General features: G+C 63.7%; 19 protein-coding genes. 9 read left to right on the top strand and 10 right to left on the bottom strand.

Annotated elements, in window-relative coordinates; genetic code table 11:
• Positions 1-4: 4 nt before the first annotated feature.
• The 3 genes from MUG94_RS05070 to MUG94_RS05060 all read right to left on the bottom strand — a co-directional run bounded on the left by MUG94_RS05070 (position 5) and on the right by MUG94_RS05060 (position 3,228).
• Positions 5-1,624, bottom strand: a complete 1,620-nt coding sequence (locus MUG94_RS05070; RefSeq protein ID WP_227908064.1) for a putative bifunctional diguanylate cyclase/phosphodiesterase — start codon at positions 1,622-1,624, stop codon at positions 5-7.
• The gene (locus MUG94_RS05065; protein ID WP_227908063.1) at positions 1,617-2,090 is read right to left on the bottom strand and encodes a DUF7793 family protein; all 474 of its coding nucleotides are present in this window, start codon (positions 2,088-2,090) and stop codon (positions 1,617-1,619) included. Before MUG94_RS05065 ends, MUG94_RS05070 begins: the two co-directional genes overlap by 8 nt.
• 106 nt (positions 2,091-2,196) lie before the next feature.
• Entirely contained in the window at positions 2,197-3,228 is a 1,032-nt protein-coding gene (locus MUG94_RS05060) for a hypothetical protein (RefSeq protein WP_227908062.1), read from the bottom strand.
• Positions 3,229-3,711: 483 nt separating this feature from the next.
• On the opposite strand from MUG94_RS05060, the gene deoC reads away from it, so the two are divergent.
• The 3 genes from deoC (at position 3,712) to MUG94_RS05045 (ending at position 5,007) form a co-directional block, all read left to right on the top strand.
• Positions 3,712-4,386, top strand: coding sequence for a deoxyribose-phosphate aldolase (gene deoC, locus MUG94_RS05055; protein WP_227908061.1), 675 nt, complete (start codon positions 3,712-3,714; stop codon positions 4,384-4,386).
• 40 nt (positions 4,387-4,426) lie between these two features.
• A complete protein-coding gene (locus tag MUG94_RS05050; protein WP_227891365.1) occupies positions 4,427-4,678 on the top strand; it encodes a hypothetical protein in 252 nt (83 codons plus the stop codon).
• A 185-nt stretch (positions 4,679-4,863) separates the two neighbouring features.
• Complete coding sequence (locus MUG94_RS05045; protein WP_227908060.1) at positions 4,864-5,007, top strand: hypothetical protein; 144 nt, start codon at positions 4,864-4,866, stop codon at positions 5,005-5,007.
• A gap of 48 nt (positions 5,008-5,055) precedes the next feature.
• On the opposite strand, the gene mfd is transcribed toward MUG94_RS05045, so the two are convergent.
• On the bottom strand, positions 5,056-8,682 hold the full coding sequence (mfd, locus tag MUG94_RS05040; RefSeq protein WP_227908059.1) for a transcription-repair coupling factor: 3,627 nt from the start codon (positions 8,680-8,682) through the stop codon (positions 5,056-5,058).
• Between the two features lie 297 nt (positions 8,683-8,979).
• On the opposite strand from mfd, the gene MUG94_RS05035 reads away from it, so the two are divergent.
• A complete protein-coding gene (locus MUG94_RS05035) occupies positions 8,980-9,711 on the top strand; it encodes a hypothetical protein (protein WP_227908058.1) in 732 nt (243 codons plus the stop codon).
• A gap of 21 nt (positions 9,712-9,732) precedes the next feature.
• On the opposite strand, the gene MUG94_RS05030 is transcribed toward MUG94_RS05035, so the two are convergent.
• Positions 9,733-10,563 carry a hypothetical protein gene (locus MUG94_RS05030; protein WP_227908057.1) on the bottom strand — a complete coding sequence of 277 codons (831 nt, stop codon included), beginning with the start codon at positions 10,561-10,563 and terminating at the stop codon, positions 9,733-9,735.
• 256 nt (positions 10,564-10,819) lie between these two features.
• Between MUG94_RS05030 and MUG94_RS05025 the strand changes: the two genes are divergently transcribed.
• The 3 genes from MUG94_RS05025 (at position 10,820) to nhaA (ending at position 13,040) form a co-directional block, all read left to right on the top strand.
• A complete protein-coding gene (locus tag MUG94_RS05025; RefSeq protein ID WP_227908056.1) occupies positions 10,820-11,323 on the top strand; it encodes a DUF2505 domain-containing protein in 504 nt (167 codons plus the stop codon).
• 3 nt (positions 11,324-11,326) lie between these two features.
• Positions 11,327-11,560 carry an SCO4848 family membrane protein gene (locus tag MUG94_RS05020; protein ID WP_341481649.1) on the top strand — a complete coding sequence of 78 codons (234 nt, stop codon included), beginning with the start codon at positions 11,327-11,329 and terminating at the stop codon, positions 11,558-11,560.
• A gap of 85 nt (positions 11,561-11,645) precedes the next feature.
• The gene (gene nhaA / locus MUG94_RS05015; RefSeq protein WP_227908055.1) at positions 11,646-13,040 is read left to right on the top strand and encodes a Na+/H+ antiporter NhaA; all 1,395 of its coding nucleotides are present in this window, start codon (positions 11,646-11,648) and stop codon (positions 13,038-13,040) included.
• On the opposite strand, the gene MUG94_RS05010 is transcribed toward nhaA, so the two are convergent.
• From MUG94_RS05010 to MUG94_RS04990, 5 genes are all read right to left on the bottom strand, one after another.
• Entirely contained in the window at positions 13,041-14,036 is a 996-nt protein-coding gene (locus tag MUG94_RS05010) for a hypothetical protein (protein WP_227908054.1), read from the bottom strand.
• Complete coding sequence (locus MUG94_RS05005) at positions 14,029-14,946, bottom strand: hypothetical protein (protein WP_227908053.1); 918 nt, start codon at positions 14,944-14,946, stop codon at positions 14,029-14,031. Before MUG94_RS05005 ends, MUG94_RS05010 begins: the two co-directional genes overlap by 8 nt.
• Positions 14,946-15,698 (bottom strand): signal peptidase I, encoded by a 753-nt coding sequence (locus MUG94_RS05000; RefSeq protein WP_227908052.1) that lies wholly within the window; start codon positions 15,696-15,698, stop codon positions 14,946-14,948. The genes MUG94_RS05005 and MUG94_RS05000 overlap by 1 nt, the downstream gene beginning before the upstream one ends.
• Before the next feature lie 8 nt (positions 15,699-15,706).
• Positions 15,707-16,279 (bottom strand): hypothetical protein, encoded by a 573-nt coding sequence (locus tag MUG94_RS04995; RefSeq protein ID WP_227908051.1) that lies wholly within the window; start codon positions 16,277-16,279, stop codon positions 15,707-15,709.
• A gap of 98 nt (positions 16,280-16,377) precedes the next feature.
• Positions 16,378-16,914, bottom strand: a complete 537-nt coding sequence (locus MUG94_RS04990; RefSeq protein WP_227908050.1) for an alternate-type signal peptide domain-containing protein — start codon at positions 16,912-16,914, stop codon at positions 16,378-16,380.
• A 523-nt stretch (positions 16,915-17,437) separates the two neighbouring features.
• Between MUG94_RS04990 and MUG94_RS04985 the strand changes: the two genes are divergently transcribed.
• Entirely contained in the window at positions 17,438-17,905 is a 468-nt protein-coding gene (locus MUG94_RS04985) for a VanZ family protein (RefSeq protein WP_341482158.1), read from the top strand.
• Positions 17,906-18,150: 245 nt separating this feature from the next.
• A complete protein-coding gene (locus MUG94_RS04980) occupies positions 18,151-18,513 on the top strand; it encodes a hypothetical protein (protein ID WP_227908049.1) in 363 nt (120 codons plus the stop codon).
• The last annotated feature ends 72 nt before the right edge of the window (positions 18,514-18,585 follow it).

Genomic DNA, 18,585 nt, shown 5'->3' with positions numbered 1-18,585 from the left:
CGGGTCAACGCAGGACGACGGCGGCTTCCGGAAGTACCACCGGTGCTTCCGGAAGCGTCCGTCCTTCCTGCAGCAGAACGGTGATCTGGCCTGCAGGAATCGGCCGGCTGAAATAGTAGCCCTGTCCGCTGCAGCACCCCATTTTCCGCAGCTGCTCGGCTTGTTCGGCGGTTTCAATACCTTCAAAGACCGCTTCCAAGCCGGCGGCGCGGATCAGGTTGTGGACAGCATCAACAAACCGCAGCTGGCCGTCGTCGCCCGCAATGTCAGCAATCAGTGACCGGTCCACCTTGACGGTGTCCACCGGGAGCCGACGCAGGTAGCTGATGGAGGAATATCCGGTGCCGAAGTCGTCAATTTCCAGGCCGACGCCCAGCGCCTGAAGGGATCGCAGCGAGTAGGTTTCCACGTCGCCGCCCGAAAGCAGAGCGCTTTCGGTGATTTCCAGGACCAGTTCGCCGGGCTTTGTTCGGGTTGCGCGCAGGGAGTCGCGGACAAAGTCCACCAGATCCAGGCTTTGCAGCTCCAACGCCGCAAGGTTGACCCGGAGCAGGAAGTTCTCTTCGGAAACGAGCAGCGGCCGCCAGCGTTCCAGCTGTTCCAACGCAGCGCACATCACCCAGCGGCCAATCCCGACGATCAGCCCGGTCTCTTCCGCCAGCGGAATAAAATCATCAGGCATCACCACACCGCGGCGGGGATGGTTCCACCGAACCAGCGCCTCGACGCCCTGCAGACGGCCGCTCTCCAAGTCGACCACCGGCTGGTATTCCAGGAACAGTTCCTCGTCCGGAACCGCCCGGCGAAGCTCCCGTGCCGTTTCCCGGCGCAGCTGCCTGCTGTACAGCATCACCGGTTCGAAGACCTTGATCCGCCGATGGACGTCTTCCTTGGCTGCGTACATGGCGGTGTCCGCGCGCAGCAGGATGTCGCTTGCGGATTCATGCGCGTTTGCCAGGTGAATGCCGATGCTCGCCCGCGGCCAAACATCCATGTCCTCCATCGGAATGCGGCGCTTAAGGGCATCCATGATTCTGAGGGCTGCACCGCGGGACTGCTGAGAAGTGGAGACCTGCAGCAGCACCGCAAATTCGTCCCCGCCCAGGCGTGCGACGACGCTTTCGGAGCCTGCTGCCGCCACCAGCCGCGCGGCAATCTCAATCAGCACCAGGTCACCGGCATGGTGGCCGAAGCTGTCATTGATGTCTTTGAAGCCATCCAGATCAATCATCAGCACTGCCGGCCCCGGCTCGCCGGGAATACGGGCACTGATGGCAACGTCTAGCGCCTCGTGGAGGGACGAGCGATTGCCTACCCCGGTGAGCGGATCGGTCATCGCCATTTTCTGCATGGTCAGGTGCGCTTCGCGCAGCTCCCGGGTTCGGCGCTCCACCCGCTCTTCGAAGTCAGCGTAGACCTCGTTCAACTCACCGGCCAGCAGGTTGATGCCCGTGATGACCGCATCCACCTGGTCCCGGGCTTTGGACACGGGGATGTGGGTATCAAGATTTCCGGCGGCAATGCGAATGATGCCTTCGACAACCTGGCTTAAACGGTCATCGTTTTCAGGCTGTTGCGCTCCGGAAGGCTGTGAGGTCTGTGGAGCGGGCAGAGCATCAGTCAATGTTCTTCCTTCTGAGCCATGCCAGTGCTTCCTGTTCAGATGAAAAGTAGCGGGTGGGGCAGGGTTGGGAGGCACCACCCAACAGGAAGTTGGCGATGACGCGGTCCACGGGTGAGACGCCGAGCACGGCAACAGCAGCCAGCGACTCAGCGTTGCCGAACACGGTGCGGGCTCCACGGGTGAGGGCTTCAACCCCGGTCAGCACCAGCAGCATCGGCATCTTCCTCGTGCCTGCCAGCCGGTCCACTTCTGCTGCTGCGGTTGCCGCCATGGTTCCGGTGACCACTTCCCCCGGCGGCAACACCAGCAGCATGTGTCCTTCGGGCGCCAGGGAGACGTCCACCTGCGGTGTTCTGTCCGACGACGTCAGCCGGCCGGGCACGTTGGCCCCCACTTCCGTGACCGAAGAACGCTCGCCCGAGCAGTCATTGCGCACTACTGTTTCAGTCGATCCCTGCTGTGCCATGCTTCCCCCCAGAAGCGTCACGAAGACGCTGCGCGCTGCCGCAGTACTTCGTTCCGCACTTACGCCCGAAATTGATGCTTCTTAGTCCCCGGATGCCTCAACACGTTCACTGGCCGCTGCGAGCAATGCTGTCTATGACGCTGCGGGCCTCCAGCGCCCTCCGCCGCGAACCGTGTCCGATGAAAACTTTTTCAGAGTGCACCGCGGCAACCAGTGCTTCATCATTCCGCCCCAGCTCATGCAAAGCAAGGGCGGCAACGTATTCCACTTCCGCAAGGGTATGTTCCGGCAAGAGTTCGCGCTGTTCGAGGATCCGTTGAAGCCTTGCAACCGACTCGTCCGCTCCTCCAGCAAGGAGTAACCAGTGAGCCCGCGCGATAGAGATCTCCAACTCCTGAAGGGGGCTGACACCGGTTACCGACATCGCGAGTTCTGCCCTCTCAATGCATGCAAGCGTTTCAGGTTCCACTATTCCTGCAGACAGGCGAGCTAAAGCAGAGCTCTTATTGAACATTGCCCACGTATTAACATCGTTTCCGGGCGCAAGATTATCAGCCGCAAGCCGATGATAATAGATGCCGTTTTCGGCATCGTTCAATAAGAAGGCCACAATGCCAACGGCCCAATATGCTTTGCCTGCCACCTCTTGATCGTCCTGTTCCGCAGCGAGCAGAGCCATCTCTTTCGCGTACTTCCAGGCCTCGACTTCCCTGCTGCTTTCAGTAAGTGCTGCCACGAGACCATGGAGCATTCCCAATTTGGCCACAGGATCCAGGGTAGGAGCCACATTCATAGCGGCAGCCTCTTCGGCAAGTGCCAAGGCTTCGCTTATATGGCCCAAGGCTTCCAAAGCCCGCGAATAAAGCACCTTTGCTCTCACCAGAATTCTTGCGTCATCCTGCAGCGCAGGATGCTCGGAGAGTTCCTTGGCACTGGCAGCGAATTCCTGCATTTGACCAAGTTCCAGTTGGCATTCGGCTAGAAGTAGGGCCATTCGCAAATAACCGATGGTGTCGGCCTTGGTGAGAGCTTTCTCGGCAGCGGCCGCTGCATGCTCCAAGGCAGCCTTGTATTCCCTGCGCTCCCAGTGCTGAAGAGCTTTGTATTCGCTCAGAATTTGATCGACGGAATCGTCCACTGCAGCTGCCTAACTGTGCACTCAAAAACTAACGTGTCGAGGATCACCCTACTCCAGAAGTTCCGCAACCATCATCGCTTCACTAGGCACGCGGGACGTTACCTGTCACGAAGACACCCGTTTTCAGCATTAAGTCATCAAGAATTTGTGATTGCACCGCCAAAAGCCTCGTATTTAACCCAACTTTCCGCCATGATTACTATGTTGCCATTCGCCACTTGGAGGAACCATATGAAAAAGCTCGGATCAGCCCTTCTGCTTGCAGCAGCCATCACAGTTGTGGGCGTGGCGGGACCGGCTTCAGCCGACGCTCCCAGCGCTGCCCCTTCCATTGTGAAGCCGGCTACCACGTTGTTTCCCATTATTTTCTAATACCTAGCGATCATTCGCTTGTGGCTGGCCGGGTCGGCGTCGAAAGACGCTTACCCGGCCACAGTCCTTTAAAGCCCAAACAGCACCCCCGCCTGTGGCAAGATGGTGGGCATGTCTACACCCATTGCGTCCTACATTGACCACACGCTCCTTAAGCCCGAGGCCAGCCGCGAGGACATCCTGAAAGTCTGCACCGAAGCAGCCGAGTACGGCTTCAAGTCCGTTTGCGTCAACCCGCTGTGGGTTGGCACCGTGCGCAACGCGCTCAAAGGCAGCGGCGTGCTGACCTGCTCGGTGATCGGCTTCCCGCTGGGAGCCACCACCACAGAGGTTAAGGTGTTCGAAGCCAGGGGTGCACTGCAGGACGGTGCCGACGAGATCGACATGGTGATCGACATTGCCGCCGCCCGCCGCGGCGACCGGGACGCGCTCGTCCGGGACATCGCTGCCGTGGCCGATGAGGTCCACAGCGGCAACGGCATCCTGAAAGTCATCATCGAAACCTCCAAGCTCACCGATGAGCAGAAGGTCCTTGCCTGCGAGGCTGCAGTCGAAGCCGGCGCGGATTTCGTAAAAACCTCCACCGGTTTCAACGGCGGCGGAGCCACCGTTGAGGACATTGCCCTGATGCGCCGCACCGTCGGACCGGACCTCGGCGTGAAGGCCTCCGGAGGCGTCCGCTCGCGCGAAGATGCGCAGGCAATGATCGACGCCGGAGCCACGCGTATCGGAGCAAGCTCCGGTATCGCTATTGTTAAGGGTGGGAACGCCGCGTCGGACTACTAATCCGCCGGCTACTGAAATCTTTTTGAAACGGAGAATCACCATGGCAGGAACACGGTCCAAGCAGCCCACGCACTCGGGTGAAGGGCACCTTGTCAGCAACCTCATCACTTTTGTCATCTACCTGGCCATCTTCGTGGTCGGGCTTTACTCGCTGACCTGGCTGACCCTGGACAACGTTTGGCCGATGGCCATCTGCCTGGGTCTGGGTACGCTGGCGTACTTCGTCCCGTTCATGATGGGCCGTTCCGACACGGCGAAGGAACTGGCCGAGGGCCGCGCCGCAGGCCTGTAACACCACTTTTACGAAGCATCAGCACGCAGCCCGATCGGCTGCGTGCTGATGTGCTTAACGTGCCGGATGTCCGGCTACCAGCGCGCCCGTGGCACCTGCCCAAGTGATTTACGCGTACTTACGGCGGTCAGGCACGTAGAGATTACGCTAAGAAACCAGTAACGCAGGCTCCTATATTCGAGTTCATGAGCACCACCATGACGCGCCGGGAATGGCGCCAGGACCGAGCCCGTCAGCAGCGCATCACGCGCATCGGCTACGGGATTGTTATTGCCACTGCCTTGATGTGCGTGGCCGTCTTCATTGTGGCGCTTACCCAGCCGGTCTGACCGGACGGGCCGCCGGAACGCCCCGTCCGGACGATCCGGCGGCCCGATTCACTCCTTGAAAACCGCGTCCACCACCTGCTGGGCCCAGGCCAGGATCTCGGCGTCGACCAGGTCCCGCCCGCCGATCCGCGCGGTCTTGGGCTTGGGCACCAGCACCGCGTTCAGCGCCGGCTTCACCTGCGCGCCGGGATACATCCGCTGCAGGCGCATGGTCCGGGATTCGGGCAGGTCCGCCGGGGCAAACTTGATGAAGTTCCCCTGCAGCGCCACGTCCGTCAACCCGGCTTCACGCGCGTTAACCCGGAACCGGGCCACGTCAATGAGGTTCTGCACGGCCTGCGGCGGCTCGCCGTAGCGGTCCACCAGCTCGGCCAGCACCTCGTCGATCGCCTCGTACGTCACGGCTGAAGCCAGCTTGCGGTAGGCCTCCAGCCGCAGCCGCTCCCCCGGCACGTAGTCGTGCGGCAGGTGTGCGTTGACCGGCAGCTCGATTTTCATTTCGGCGGCTTTCTCCTCGGCCTCGCCGCGGTAATCAGCCACGGCCTCGCCCACCAGCCGGATGTACAGGTCAAAGCCGACGCCGGCGATGTGGCCTGACTGCTCTCCGCCGAGCAGGTTGCCCGCCCCGCGGATTTCCAGGTCCTTCATGGCCAGCTGCATGCCCGCGCCAAGCTCGTTGTGCGTGGCCACGGCCTTGAGCCGTTCCAGTGCCACCTCGCCCAGCGGCTTCTCGGACGGGTACAGGAAGTACGCGTACGCGCGTTCCCGGCCGCGGCCCACACGCCCGCGCAGCTGGTGCAGCTGGGACAGGCCGAAGTGGTCCGCGCGGTCCACGATCAGCGTGTTGGCGTTGGAGATGTCCAGGCCGGTTTCAATGATGGTGGTGCACACCAGCACGTCAAAGCGCTTTTCCCAGAAGTCCACAATGATCTGTTCCAGCTTGGATTCGCTCATCTGCCCGTGCGCGACGGCGATGCGCGCCTCCGGAACCAGCTCACGCAGGTGCGCGGCGGTGCGGTCGATGGAGGACACCCGGTTGTGCACGAAGAACACCTGGCCCTCGCGCATCAGTTCGCGGCGGATCGCGGCCGACGCCTGCCGGTCGGTGTACGGACCGACATAGGTCAGCACCGGATGCCGTTCCTCCGGCGGGGTGGCCAGGGTGGAGGTTTCCCGGATACCGGTCAGCGACATTTCCAGGGTGCGCGGAATCGGTGTGGCGCTCATGGCCAGCACGTCCACGTTGGTGCGCATCTTCTTCAGCGCTTCCTTGTGTTCCACGCCGAAGCGCTGCTCCTCGTCCACGATCACCAGGCCCAGGTCCTTGAACTGCACCTCCTGCGAGAGCAGCCGGTGGGTCCCGATCACCACGTCCACCGAACCGTTCTTCACACCCTCGACGGTTTCCTTGGCCTGCTTGGATGTCTGGAACCGGGACAGGGATTCCACCCGGACCGGAAAGCCGGAGAAGCGTTCGCCGAAGGTTTCCATGTGCTGCTGGGCCAGCAGCGTGGTGGGCACCAGCACCGCCACCTGCTTGCCGTCCTGCACGGCCTTGAATGCGGCACGCACCGCAATCTCGGTCTTGCCGTAGCCCACGTCGCCGGAGACCAGGCGGTCCATGGGAACTTCCTTCTCCATGTCCGCCTTGACCTCGTTGATGGTGGTCAGCTGGTCCGGTGTCTCCACATACGGGAAGGCTTCCTCCAGCTCGCGCTGCCACGGGGTGTCCTTCGCGAACGCGTGCCCCTTGGACGCCATCCGGGCGGAATAGAGCCGGATCAGCTCGCCGGCGATCTCCTTGACCGCCTTGCGGGCACGGGACTTGGTCTTTGCCCAGTCCGAGCCGCCCATCTTGGACAGCACCGGTGTTTCCCCGCCCACGTAGCGGGTGATCTGGTCCAGCTGGTCGGTGGGTACAAACAGCCGGTCGCCGGGGCCGCCGCGCTTGGCGGGGGCGTATTCGAGCACCAGGTATTCGCGCACCGTCTTGTTCTGCCCGGCGCCGGTGGCCCGCTGGATCAGTTCCACGAACCGGCCCACACCGTGCTGCTCATGCACCACATAGTCGCCCTCGTGCAGCTGCAGGGGGTCGACGGCGTTGCGCCGCTTGGAGGGCATCTTGCGCATGTCGCGGGTGGAGTAGGCGCTGGCCCGGCCCAGCAGGTCGGCCTCGGTCAGCAGCCCGGTCTTCAGCCCGTCAACAACGTAGCCGCGGCCGGCGCTGGCCGTGGTGATGGAGATGATGCCCGGCACCGGTTCGGTGTCCACGGATTCGGTGAGCGAGGCGGGAATGTCATTGTCGCGGAACAGTTCCGCCAGGCGGGAGGCCGGGCCGGGGCCTTCGGTGACGACGACGACGCGCCACGCGTCGCGGACGCGGGAGCCGATGAACTCCATCATTTCCGCCACATCGCCCTGGTAGCCGCGCGGTTCGCGGGCGTTGATGGTCAGGGTGTCGATGTCCAGGACAGTTTCATCGTCCGGGTTGAACGAGGTGATGGACCACCAGCCCACCGAGTTGGCCAGGGCAGCGGAGCGGGTGTCGGCCAGGGACCGGAAGCTGGCGGCCTCCAGGTCGGCGCTGATGCCGGCGGACAGATCCAGCGGTGCGGAACCGCCGTCGGACGCCGTGGCCCACGCGGCGGCGAGGAATTCCTCGTTGGTGGCCGCCAGGTCATGGGCGCGGGCGCGGACCTTTTCGGGTTCGATGATCACGGACAGCGAGCCGGCGGGCAGCTGGCCCATCAGCGGCACCATTTCATCCACCAGCACCGGGGCCAGGGATTCCATGCCTTCGACGGCGATGCCGCCGGCTATCTTTTCCAGCATGTCCGCGGCAGCGGGCATCTGGGACTGCAGCTTCGCGGCGCGGCTCATCACCGACGGGGTGATCAGGATTTCCCGGCAGGGCGGAGCGTACAGCTCGGCGGGATGGGTGACGTGCGGTCCGGTGAGGGTGCGCTGGTCGGCAACCGCGAACCAGCGCATGGAGTCCACCTCATCGCCGAAGAAGTCGATCCGGATCGGATGGTCCTCGGTGGGCGGAAAGACGTCCAGGATGCCTCCCCGGACGGCAAATTCGCCGCGGTGCGAGACCATGTCCACCCGGGCGTAGGCGGCGTCGGACAGTGCCCTGACGACGTCGTCGAACTTCCGCTCCTCCCCCACCTTCAGTGACACCGGCTGCAGATCTCCCAGCCCGGCCACCATCGGCTGGACAACGGCGCGCACCGGGGCCACGATCACGGAGATGGGATGGCCTTCGGGATGGGCGAGCCGGCGGAGCACCGACAGGCGCCGGCCCACGGTGTCCGAGCGCGGCGAGAGGCGTTCATGCGGCAGGGTCTCCCAGGACGGAAACTCCTCGATCCCGGCCAGCGGCAGGTAGGAGCGCAGGGCGGCAGCCAGGTCCTCGGCCTCGCGGCCGGTGGCCGTGACAGCGAGCACCACCGGTGGCGCGGCGGAAGTGTTGGCGGTGCCGGCGTCGTCGGCTGCTTTGGCGGCTTCGGCGAGCCCGTCCACCATCTCCGCCAGCAGCGCCGCGCGCATGCCCTGCGGGGCACCGATCTGCAGGTCTTCGCTGCGTCGCTCGGGGGTGCGCGAGGCGAGGGTTCGCACCCGCGCGTAGGACGGGTCTTCGGCCAGGGCGGCGCGCAGTCCGTTCAGGCTCATGGGGAGGGCTCCTTGACGTGAGGCAACGCAAATAACCCGAAGTTCGCTGAGGAACCCCGGGGCTTTTCTTCCAGACTACCCGCTGGGCGGGTGCGGATCGGGCCTCGTCCGCTGCGGGCAGACCGAATGATCAGCTGCTGGTCAAGCTTCGCTGGCACTTGCGCGATCATGCCGCCCGGACAATGCCTCGGGCACCCAAAGCGGAGGCGGGTTCTGGTTTTTCGCCGGGGGCCCTGCCACGCTGGAATGGCACGGGCGACATCAAGCAGCAGATTTCCGCGACGTAAGGATCGGCCCATGGCACGCAAAGCCCTTCTCCTGGCCACCGCATTTGTCCTCTCGCTCCTGGCCCTGACCGGATGCAACAACGACAACGAATCCGGAGGCGGCTCGTTCTCGGTCGACAATGAGGAGTCGAGCCCAACGGCATCCTCCAGCCCGGAGTCCTCCGGCCAGGACACGGCAGCGGCCTGCGCCTCCGCGTCCCCCGGCAGCGCTGCACAGGAAAGCTGCGAGGCGCAGGGCGTCCCAGGCGTCACCGAAAGCCCGGACCGCTGCGGAAGCACCACCCCCAGCCCCATTGCCAGCGGCATTATCCAGGGTACGTTCGGCTCCTACTGCGAGAACGCCATCGCCACCACGTATGACACGTCTGCGGTGCCGGACGGCGCGGACACCACCATCACCATCAATGAGACGGACGCGGCCACCACGCTGGAAATGATCGCCCGCGGCTTCACGCCCAACACCGAGTTCAATGTCTCGCTGCATGAAAAGCTGTGCGGCGCCTCCCCCACGGACGCCGGGGAGGAATACGAAGACACCCGGAGCCAGGAGTCGGATGATCTGAACCTGGACTTCACCACTGATCAGGGCGGCAACTCCACCGCCAGCGTCACGGTGCCCTGGCTGCTGCCCGACGACGGCATCGGCCGTTCGCTGCTGATCACACTCGACAACGATGAGACGGCGAGCCCGAACGCGACCGACGACGACAAAGCCGTGGCCTGCGTGAGTTTGGAACGGTAACGGCCCGCCGGATCTGGAGTCTTACCAGCCCTCCCGGAAGGAAGCAATCATGGCCTGAATCTGGCCGTGTTCCTCCGTCCCGGCATAGGCCTGCGCTTCCCCGAGCGTCCCGAAGTCCCGGGTGGAGGTAAAGAGGACGGTGCGGTAGGTGACGCCGTTGGCGGCAACCACGCCTGTTTCAACGAGTCCCAGCCCATACATCACCCCCGGCATCAGGCTGGCGGGCGGCGCCTCGGTGTTGGAGGACAGCGAAGTAACAACCCGCACGTTGTCGGGCCAGCTGTAGCTTGACCTGTCCTCTGGTGATTCGGTCAGATCCATGGCCAGGGACCGCACGACAAAGGGCCCGGACCGTGTCAGCGGAGCTTGCCCTGGCACATCGCCAAAGTGAACGACAGGATTCCCTTCACAGTCGTTCATCCCGCACTCCGCGCCCCACGCAATCAGCACACCCAGGGAAGCGAGCTGGGTTCCGTCCGGGCCCAGGACCGACACCGCCCCGGCTCCCTGTCCTTCGGCAGTTGTGTCCTCCACTGTCCAGTTCGACGGATGGTCGAAGGAGTACTGGACGTCCTCCCACGACCCGGAAAAGGTACTCAGCGCCGCGGAGGACGCACCCGACCGCGGGGCGGACGACGGCTCGTTGGTTGCATGTGCCGGTGTCGACGGCGGGGCGGACGACGGCTCGCTGGTCGGCAGCGAGGCGGCCGGCGTTGCGGTAGCCGACGGTGAAGACCTTTCAGGAAGTGCCGTGTCCGAAGGCTGGGACGCGGTTGGGCCGCCGCACGAGCAGAGGGCAACTGCCAGGCCCAGGACGGCCGCGGGTAAGAAGGATCGGACTCGACGTTCCATGGGGCCTCCTTTGGCCGGTAGTAACCGTCCGAAACGGTAGCAGATTCATGCCCCGAGGAGGCCGGACCCTGCTCCATACTCAGGTAGTACGCACGCCGTCGAGCTCCGGTACTGGCGCCCTCCAGCGCTGCCCGGGGTGCCGGGCCGTTTCGGAGCTGAAGGCCCGTGCGGATTAGGATGATTCCGAGCCGGTTGAACTGTGCGAATCTGCGCACGGACCCGCCGGCAACCCTGACATCCCTTATCTGGAGGACCCATGGCCCTGAACGCCTCGACCACCCTGTCACACGACGTCCGCACGGTTACCGACACGTTTGCGAACGAGGATTTCCTGCGCAGCGTGAGCGCACACGTGGGCGGGTCCCTGGTGTCGGCCACTGTGGACGGCGACACGGCCGGAGCGTTTGTCCTGACCGCCGTCCGCACCCTGCCCACCGACCGGCTGCCGGACATCGCCAAGAAGTTTGTCGGCGCCACCCTGACCGTGACGCAGAAGGAGAACTGGGCAGCTCCGGCTGCCGACGGCTCCCGCGAGGCCAGCATCGAGCTCTCCGTGGGCGGCGTTCCGCTGAAGGTCAACGCCACGCAGCGCCTGGTCGCCGTCGGCGAAGGCACCCGCGTGGACGTGGATGGCAAGGTCAGCTCCTCCATCCCGTTCCTGGGCGACAAGATTGCCAAGCAGGCCGAGCCGATGATCGGCAAGGCCCTGACCATCCAGGCCGGCCAGGCCGGCAAGTGGATCGAAAGCCGCAAGGCCTGATCCGTGGATAACGGCATCGTCCTGCCCACCGCGCTGGCGGTCATCCTCATCATTGCCGGACTCTGGAGCCTGATCGTCTGGCCGCCGTACCTGATTGAGGCGTACAAGAGCCCCAAGGCACGGGATGAAAAGGGTGCACCCACCCGGTACCTGACCGTGAACCTGATGAAGGTCTCCACCTCCATGGTCTTTGGCCTGGTCACCATCATCGTAGGTTTCCGCGCCCTGATGGGCTGACACCCGTGGGTTAACACCCCCGGTTGGTGCCAGAATGCGGATATCCCGTCTTTTCTGACCGGGAAGCTCTCTGCTGAGGAGTTCCATGGCACCGGATCCGCAGAACCACCCCGCCGGCCGGCCCGTGCCGCCCGAACGTCCGGGCGGCACGGTGCTGGCCCGCTCCAGCTACCCGGAGTTCCTGCGCATCGCAGCGGTCCTGCGCAAGGAAACCGTCGGCGGGGTGCTGCTGCTGATCGCCACGGTGGCGGCGCTCATCTGGGCCAACTCCCCGGCGTCGGACTCCTACTTTGCTCTGCGCGACTTCGAGTTCGGCTACGAACCCTGGCACCTGAAACTGAGCGTGGGCGCCTGGGCCGCCGACGGACTGCTGGCCCTCTTCTTCTTCCTGGTGGGGCTGGAACTCAAGTACGAATTCGTGGCCGGCGACCTGCGCCAGATCAGCAAGGCGATTGTGCCCGTGGCCGCGGCGGCGGGCGGCGTCGTCGTTCCCGCCCTGATCTATGCGGGGATCAACGCCGCCACCGGCTCCGACGGGCTGCGCGGCTGGGCCATTCCCACCGCCACCGACATCGCGTTTGCGCTGGCCGTGCTGGCGGTGATCAGTTCGCACCTGCCCTCGGCGCTGCGGATCTTCCTGCTCACCCTGGCCGTAGTGGATGACCTGATTGCCATCACCATCATTGCGTTCTTCTACTCCGAAGACGTGCATCCGATCTACCTGCTGATCATGCTCGCCCCGCTGGCGCTGTTCCTGTATCTCGCGCAGACCAAGCGGCGGTTCTTCGCGGACCGCCCCGCGGCCGCCTGGCTGATCCTGCTGCCCGTGGGGGTGGCGGTGTGGGCGCTGATGCATGCCTCGGGCGTACACGCCACCGTGGCCGGCGTGCTGCTGGGCTTCTGCGTTCCGGTGCTGCGCCGCGGCACGGACGGCAAACCGGCGCAGCCGCAGCCGGGCAAACCGGGCCTGGCTGAGATCTTCGAGCACCGCTTCCGTCCGGTTTCCACCGGTTTTGCGGTGCCCGTGTTTGCGTTCTTCTCGGCCGGTGTCGTGATCGGCGGGTTTGACGGGCTGGGCGCGGCGCTCACCGATCCGGTGGCGGTCGGGATTCTGGCGGGTCTGGTGCTGGGCAAACCACTGGGCATCCTGGCCACCACCTGGGTGGTCACCGCCGCCACCCGGGCCCGGCTGGATTCCAGCGTGAAATGGATCGACCTGCTCGGGATCGGCATCCTCGCCGGGATCGGTTTCACCGTGTCCCTGCTGGTCAACGACCTCAGCTTCGACCCCGGCAGCGAGCACAATGACCACGCGAAGGTTGCCATTCTGGCGGCGTCCGTCACGGCAGCGCTGCTGGCGGCCGTCCTGCTGCGGATCCGCAACCGGCACTACCGGCTGGTGGTGGAAGAAGAGACGGCCGACGCGGACCGGGACGGGATTCCGGATGTGTATGACGACGACGACGACGGCGGACGCTAGCTATTTGCCGGGCCAGCACTCGTGGCTGTTGGCTCCCAGCTGATAGGTCAGATAGCGCGGATCTCCCGCCACGGTTCCGTTCATGGGCTGCACCCTAATGGTGTAGCGGCCAAAATAGGGTGGATTTCCGGGTATGGGTTTGGGCTGCATCACACGGAAGGCGGCGTGGCCCCCCGTCACCGACTGTTCCCCGCCATAGCCGTTCCCGTTTTGAGCCGTCATCGTCACCGCGTAGCTTGTCGCGCCAGAGGAACTGGTCCAGGTAAATCTGGGCTCAACGTAGGTGGCTCCTGGAGCAAAGGCTGGAAGCGCGCAATTCAGAGATATATCACCTAACGGCGACGCACCGGTGACTATCGTGTTGTCGTAGCAGTTAGCACTGTTTTGGTGTGCGTACCGCAACGTCCAGTAGAGAGGATCACCCGGAACATTGCCGTTCAGCGGCATAACCCGAACGGTGTAGTCGGCGTAGAAAGGCGTAGAACCTGGCTCGGCATTCCCGTTCGGAATGGATTTTTGGCGGGTGAACTGAAAATCTGCACTCACGGCCGTGACGGTCTTGGACTGTTGGTAGCTGTATTCCCCCGAGTTTGACCTGATGGTGACCACATAGCTGGTTGCGTTGGTGGCCTTCTGCCACGAAAACCGCATATCGGTAGTGGTCTTCGGGATCATGTTTTTATGAGTGTCAAGGGCTTGGCACGTGAGGCCGGTGGCATTCCCGGGCCGGTTGGCCAAGACGGGATTGGCAGTCACCAGAGTGGTTCCAGCCGGCAGGTCCGAACGGGTGGTGCCGGTGATCGCCACCGAGGTCGACTGGCTCCAGTACGCGTAGGCGATCGTGCTGCCGATCCCTAGAACAACCGTCAAAACGAACGCAACAGCAGCCATACGGAAGCCCGGCAGTGCCCGCAGGCGCTCCGTCCATCCGGAGCGCTGGCCCTCGCCCGGTTCATTTTCCCCGCCCTGCGCAGCCCCCAGCTGCTTCTTACTCATTTGCTGACCTATTCCGTAAACGAAGAACCACGGCGGCGGTAAAAAGCACCGACATGCCTATCAGGAGCGTACCGGAAAGCGATCGGATGATTGGTTCCACGGTGCTCTGGAAACCCGCTGGGATGATTCCGGCCTGGGGAGTCTGCTCCGCGGGTCCCATGGCCTGCGACGGACCTGCGTCAGCTGGACGTTCCGGGAGCGTTGCCGGAAAGATGCTGTTGGATTCTGCTGCCAGACGGGGAATCCCTGTACCGGACAGGGTTGCCAATTCCGAGGCGGACGCAACTGTTCCCGTTGGAGCTGGGTTGCCGGGTGCACTTTCCGACCCCGCAGGAGGCTGGCTTGAACCAGCCAGTGCAGCACAGGCGGTGCGGGGCGCAGCGTCCTCGGATTCCAGGAGAAAAACCATGTCGAAGTCGGCCGAGCGGTTCATCGTGTCATTGGGGGCGTTCGTCGAAAGGTCTACGACCAGACTCAGCTCAACTTCCTCTCCCCCGTCCAGATCCCATGCTTGGGACAGGTCGGTGCAGCTGCCCTCGGCTCCGAGGGTCGTCCGGGACGGCAGCTCAGATTTAAGCCCCGCAGTCAGGCCGAGCAGCCGGCTCAGCTCGGGGTCAGACCGTGACATGAAGGCGGCCGAGGATAGCCGGGCAGGTTCACCGCTGCTGTTGCGGACCCAGATGGTCGTACCGGAGGATGCACCGGGAATGTATTGAAGGGCTTCGTTGAAAAGGGGCCCGGGGATTGAGGACGCGTACGTCGTCCCGTCGAGGCTGAATTCCAGATAGTCCTTTGCCGCGAAGGCTGCGGGCGCTCCGGCCAGGGAACCGGCTGCCGCCACAGCACCGACGGCGGAGGCGGCGATCAGCCGCCGGCTCCATCCCGCCTTGGGGGTCGTGAACCGAGTCATTAGACGGATGCGTGCTTCCGTGTTTCAAAGCGGTGCCGGTGGCTATCCCGCTCATCGCGGGAATGGTCGTGGTCGCAGCCGTCGCAGTCCGTCAGTACGGGATCGTCGAAACCGTGTTGATCTGACTGGCCGTCAACCGGGCCAAAGTCCGGGAAAACGAACGGATCGTCGTCGGCCGTGTGGTTGTCGTCGAGGGCCTCGCTGTCGGTGCGCTTCTTGGCGAGCGCCCCGCGGACCAGGGCAATCACGCCGTATCCCATGAGGGCAACGGCGCCCCACTGGGCCATGGCACCTCGGTCAGAGTTTCCGAGGCCGTTGGCAACAAAGCCCACAAACGGTACGGCATAGAAGAGCTTTCCCTTGACCTGGACTTCCCGCACGGGCAGTTCATCTTCAACGTCGTTGTTGTCGCCCTTCGTGATGAACACAATCTCGCCGCTCTGTTCTGACAGGACGGACGTGATGCGGTGGGTGATCACAGCCGGAGAGCCGGACTCAATCTGGTACGTAATGATGTCGCCCACCTTCAGCTCTTCGAAAGGTACGGGCTTGACCACCAGGAAGGTGCCCGGGGCGTACTTCGGAGCCATGGAGCTGGTGAGAACGCTGTAGGTCTGGGACCCGGTGAGCATCGGAACAACCACAAGAGCAAGGGCGGCGAGAGCGGCGAGACAAAGGGCAACATAGCTGACGCCGGTGCCGATGAAGCCCAGGGGGCTGGCTTTGACTTCCGCTTTCCTGCGACCGCTCATGATTCTTCCTATCCTCGTGGTGTTACTTGGGTTCCGGGTGCCAGTTGCGTCACGGTGAGGTTTGCCGGGATCTGAATGGCTTTGCCGAGTTGTGCGGTAGGCGTGGCAGCTTTGAGTTCCACTGCAACGCAGACATTTTGCGTGGCACCTAGGGCCAACGCCCGGGAGATGCCGTTCGGGACTTCCTTGTACGACGCCGCAGCTACGGCCTGGCAGTTGCCGCCGGGAGCCGGCACGAAAGTCTTGACCACCAGGTTTCCGCCGAACTTATCCGCTGGCACCAGGGTGAGGTCAAAACCAAGCCGCAGCGGGGAAGCAGCTGTGACATTCACGTTGTTTCTAATCTCGATTGCCGCGTAGGCGGTCTTTCCGGGGGTTAGCTCACCGATGGAGAGCGGCACCTGCGTGCCCCTCATGTCCTTACCGTTTACCAGAATGCTGAAGTCCGCGGCCTGGACGGTTGAAGGGGCGGTGTTTACTGTGACATTCCACAGTGCGTAACTTCCCTGGACCGTCATCAGCCCGAGCGCGACGGCGGTGAGGATGAGTCCTGCCGCTTTCAGTGCTCGAAGGCTCTTCACGGGATTGCATCTCCAGGGAACAGGTTGTGCGCGGAGCGTGCGCTTCGCGCACAACCAGGGGTTAGAACAAGGTGGCGTTAGCCGGTGCTGCTTGGCCTTTACGGCTTGGTAGCCGGCGCCTGCTGGTCGAGCTTGAAGGTGATGGCTCCGAAGGTGGCGGCAGCGTTGACGCTGCTCTGTTTCTGGTCAATCCGGTCGTTGAAGGTGAACTTGGCCGAAGCGATGACGTCACCGGAATCCGCAGGCTTCAGGACGGACGGGATTACCGTGCCGTCGGCCTTCTTCAGGGTGGGTACGTCCACGGTCACGTCTGCGGCAGCGAATCCGCCGTTGACGAAGGTCGGCTGCGTCATCGACAGCTTGGCTGTCATCAGGTCACCGGTCAGCTTGACGTTCAGTTTCTGGGTGTAGGTCAGGACGTCGCCCGGAACCACCTTGTAAGTGTTCAGATCTACCACGGTGCCAACAGCGTTGGTCCATTTGCCATCGCCGCCAACAACCGGAGACAGCTGCAGGTCACCGGCGGTAATCGAGCCGGCAGCGGTAGTCTCGGAGTCGTTCCAGATGGCGAGGGTGCCGCCGCCGCCGAGGAGGAGTGCTGCGCCTACACCGATTGCCAGTGCGCCTTTAGCCATCTTGTTCATTGTGTTCCCCTTGTTCGTTGTGCTTGAAGCTTTTCGGCCTAGGAAGGTTTTCCTTGCCGCTGGGTATTACTTTGCCGCCCGGTCCTCAAGAAACGGCGTGTCCTTCCCGCAGGGTTGATGCAACGTTTAGCCAAAGCTCAAGGCCGGCACAAGGTAACCTCAACAACAGCGCAATGAGCCGCGGAAGAACCCGCGACGCCGGTTTAAGCCGTTCAAAACAACTGAAAACCACGCGCCAGCAGTCCCCAAGACGCGCAATCCGAAGCCCGAGGACATGAGCACCAATACCCCGTTCCGCATCCTGACCGTCTGCACCGGCATCCCCGCTGGCCAGGACCTGGTGCTTGCATTGAGCTGGGCGCACCGCAGCAAGATCGTGGAAGTGGCTCCGGGGCTGCCCGGAGGAGGACGACGTCGTGGACCCCTACCGCCGCAGCGACAACGTGTATGACCGGATGGTCCACCAGCTCACCCCCGCGGTGAACGCGCTGCTGGCCTGGGAACGCAGGTACCGGTGACAGGACCGGTACTTGAGATCCCTTCCCGGAGAGTCCGGCAGCGGCGGACCCTCGCGGTGCTTTTCCTCCTCTACATAGGGGTACTAGCGCTGGTGGTGTTTTGGCCCTCCCCCGTGGACCAGAACTCCGCCGGAACGCTAAAGCTCATCCTGCGCAGGCTGCACGGCGCCGGCGTGCCCGGGTGGATCAACTACAACTTCGTGGAGACCGTCGCCAATGTGCTGATGTTTGTTCCCTTCGGGGTGATCGGCGCCGCATGGCTGGAGAAGGACCGCACCTGGCTGGCCGCCGTCGTCGGCATTGCCGCCTCCTGCACCATCGAAGCGGCGCAGGCGGCGCTGCTGCCCAACCGTTTTGCGACTATTTATGACGTCACCGCCAATTCACTGGGAGCGACCCTGGGCTGCATCATCATCTACGCCTGGCGCACCCGCCCCCGAGCAACGGCGCACGTCGAACGCTAGTTACTTGGGTATTCAACCCTCTCCTCGAATCTTTCCCCGATCTTGCGCCTACCCGGGGGAACTTCCTGAGGTGGCGCTGGCATTGTCTTAAGCACCAGACCAGCACCGCCGCCCCGTGGCGGCCCAACGAGCGGAGGAACCCCCATGGCTCCCGCATCTTCCGCTGAATCCCCCAGCGCCGGACAGCGTTCCGGTAGGAAAGCAGCCTTCCTGAATAATCTGCCTCTCCGCACCGGACACGGGCGATGATGGCCACCGCCGAGCACGCCCCGGATCTCGTGACCCGCGATACCCTGGTGGACCTCACTGATCTGCTGGGCGCGGCGTCCTGCCGCGAGTTCGTCGACAACTACGTGGGCCTGTGGCAGGACCGGTATGAGCGGCTGCGCCTGGCCGTGATCAGCGCGGACGACGACGCCGCCATGGATGTGGTGCTGAGCATCAAGATTGCCAGCGAAATGGCAGGAGCCCAGCGCCTCGCCGCCCTGGCCCACTGCGCCCAGCAGCGCCTGCGGGAATCCGGGGCGGCGAACCTGTCCTCCATGCTGGGGATTATCGCCGTCTGCGGCCAGGAAACCATGCCCTGCCTGCTCGCGTCCCTGGACTGACCTGGACTGACAGAACCACCGTCCTCCGGTGAAACTCCACGTCGGAGCCGGGTACGCTGGAAGCCAAGCAGT

It is taken from the genome of Arthrobacter gengyunqii (assembly GCF_023022985.1).
In the GTDB taxonomy this organism is placed as follows: Bacteria; Actinomycetota; Actinomycetes; order Actinomycetales; family Micrococcaceae; genus Arthrobacter_B; species Arthrobacter_B gengyunqii.
This window is presented reverse-complemented; position numbering and strand designations above follow the sequence as displayed.

Excerpts from the sequence above, each read along its gene's own strand:
- MUG94_RS05030 (WP_227908057.1), bottom strand. The coding sequence starts at position 10,563 with ATGGAACGTCGAGTCCGATCCTTCTTACCCGCGGCCGTCCTGGGCCTG.
- MUG94_RS05065 (WP_227908063.1), bottom strand. The coding sequence starts at position 2,090 with ATGGCACAGCAGGGATCGACTGAAACAGTAGTGCGCAATGACTGCTCG.
- MUG94_RS04990 (WP_227908050.1), bottom strand. The coding sequence starts at position 16,914 with ATGGCTAAAGGCGCACTGGCAATCGGTGTAGGCGCAGCACTCCTCCTC.
- MUG94_RS05005 (WP_227908053.1), bottom strand. The coding sequence starts at position 14,946 with ATGACTCGGTTCACGACCCCCAAGGCGGGATGGAGCCGGCGGCTGATC.
- nhaA (WP_227908055.1), top strand. The coding sequence starts at position 11,646 with ATGGCACCGGATCCGCAGAACCACCCCGCCGGCCGGCCCGTGCCGCCC.
- MUG94_RS05025 (WP_227908056.1), top strand. The coding sequence starts at position 10,820 with ATGGCCCTGAACGCCTCGACCACCCTGTCACACGACGTCCGCACGGTT.
- MUG94_RS05035 (WP_227908058.1), top strand. The coding sequence starts at position 8,980 with ATGGCACGCAAAGCCCTTCTCCTGGCCACCGCATTTGTCCTCTCGCTC.
- MUG94_RS04980 (WP_227908049.1), top strand. The coding sequence starts at position 18,151 with ATGATGGCCACCGCCGAGCACGCCCCGGATCTCGTGACCCGCGATACC.
- deoC (WP_227908061.1), top strand. The coding sequence starts at position 3,712 with ATGTCTACACCCATTGCGTCCTACATTGACCACACGCTCCTTAAGCCC.
- MUG94_RS05000 (WP_227908052.1), bottom strand. The coding sequence starts at position 15,698 with ATGAGCGGTCGCAGGAAAGCGGAAGTCAAAGCCAGCCCCCTGGGCTTC.
- MUG94_RS05010 (WP_227908054.1), bottom strand. The coding sequence starts at position 14,036 with ATGAGTAAGAAGCAGCTGGGGGCTGCGCAGGGCGGGGAAAATGAACCG.
- MUG94_RS05045 (WP_227908060.1), top strand. The coding sequence starts at position 4,864 with ATGAGCACCACCATGACGCGCCGGGAATGGCGCCAGGACCGAGCCCGT.
- mfd (WP_227908059.1), bottom strand. The coding sequence starts at position 8,682 with ATGAGCCTGAACGGACTGCGCGCCGCCCTGGCCGAAGACCCGTCCTAC.
- MUG94_RS05050 (WP_227891365.1), top strand. The coding sequence starts at position 4,427 with ATGGCAGGAACACGGTCCAAGCAGCCCACGCACTCGGGTGAAGGGCAC.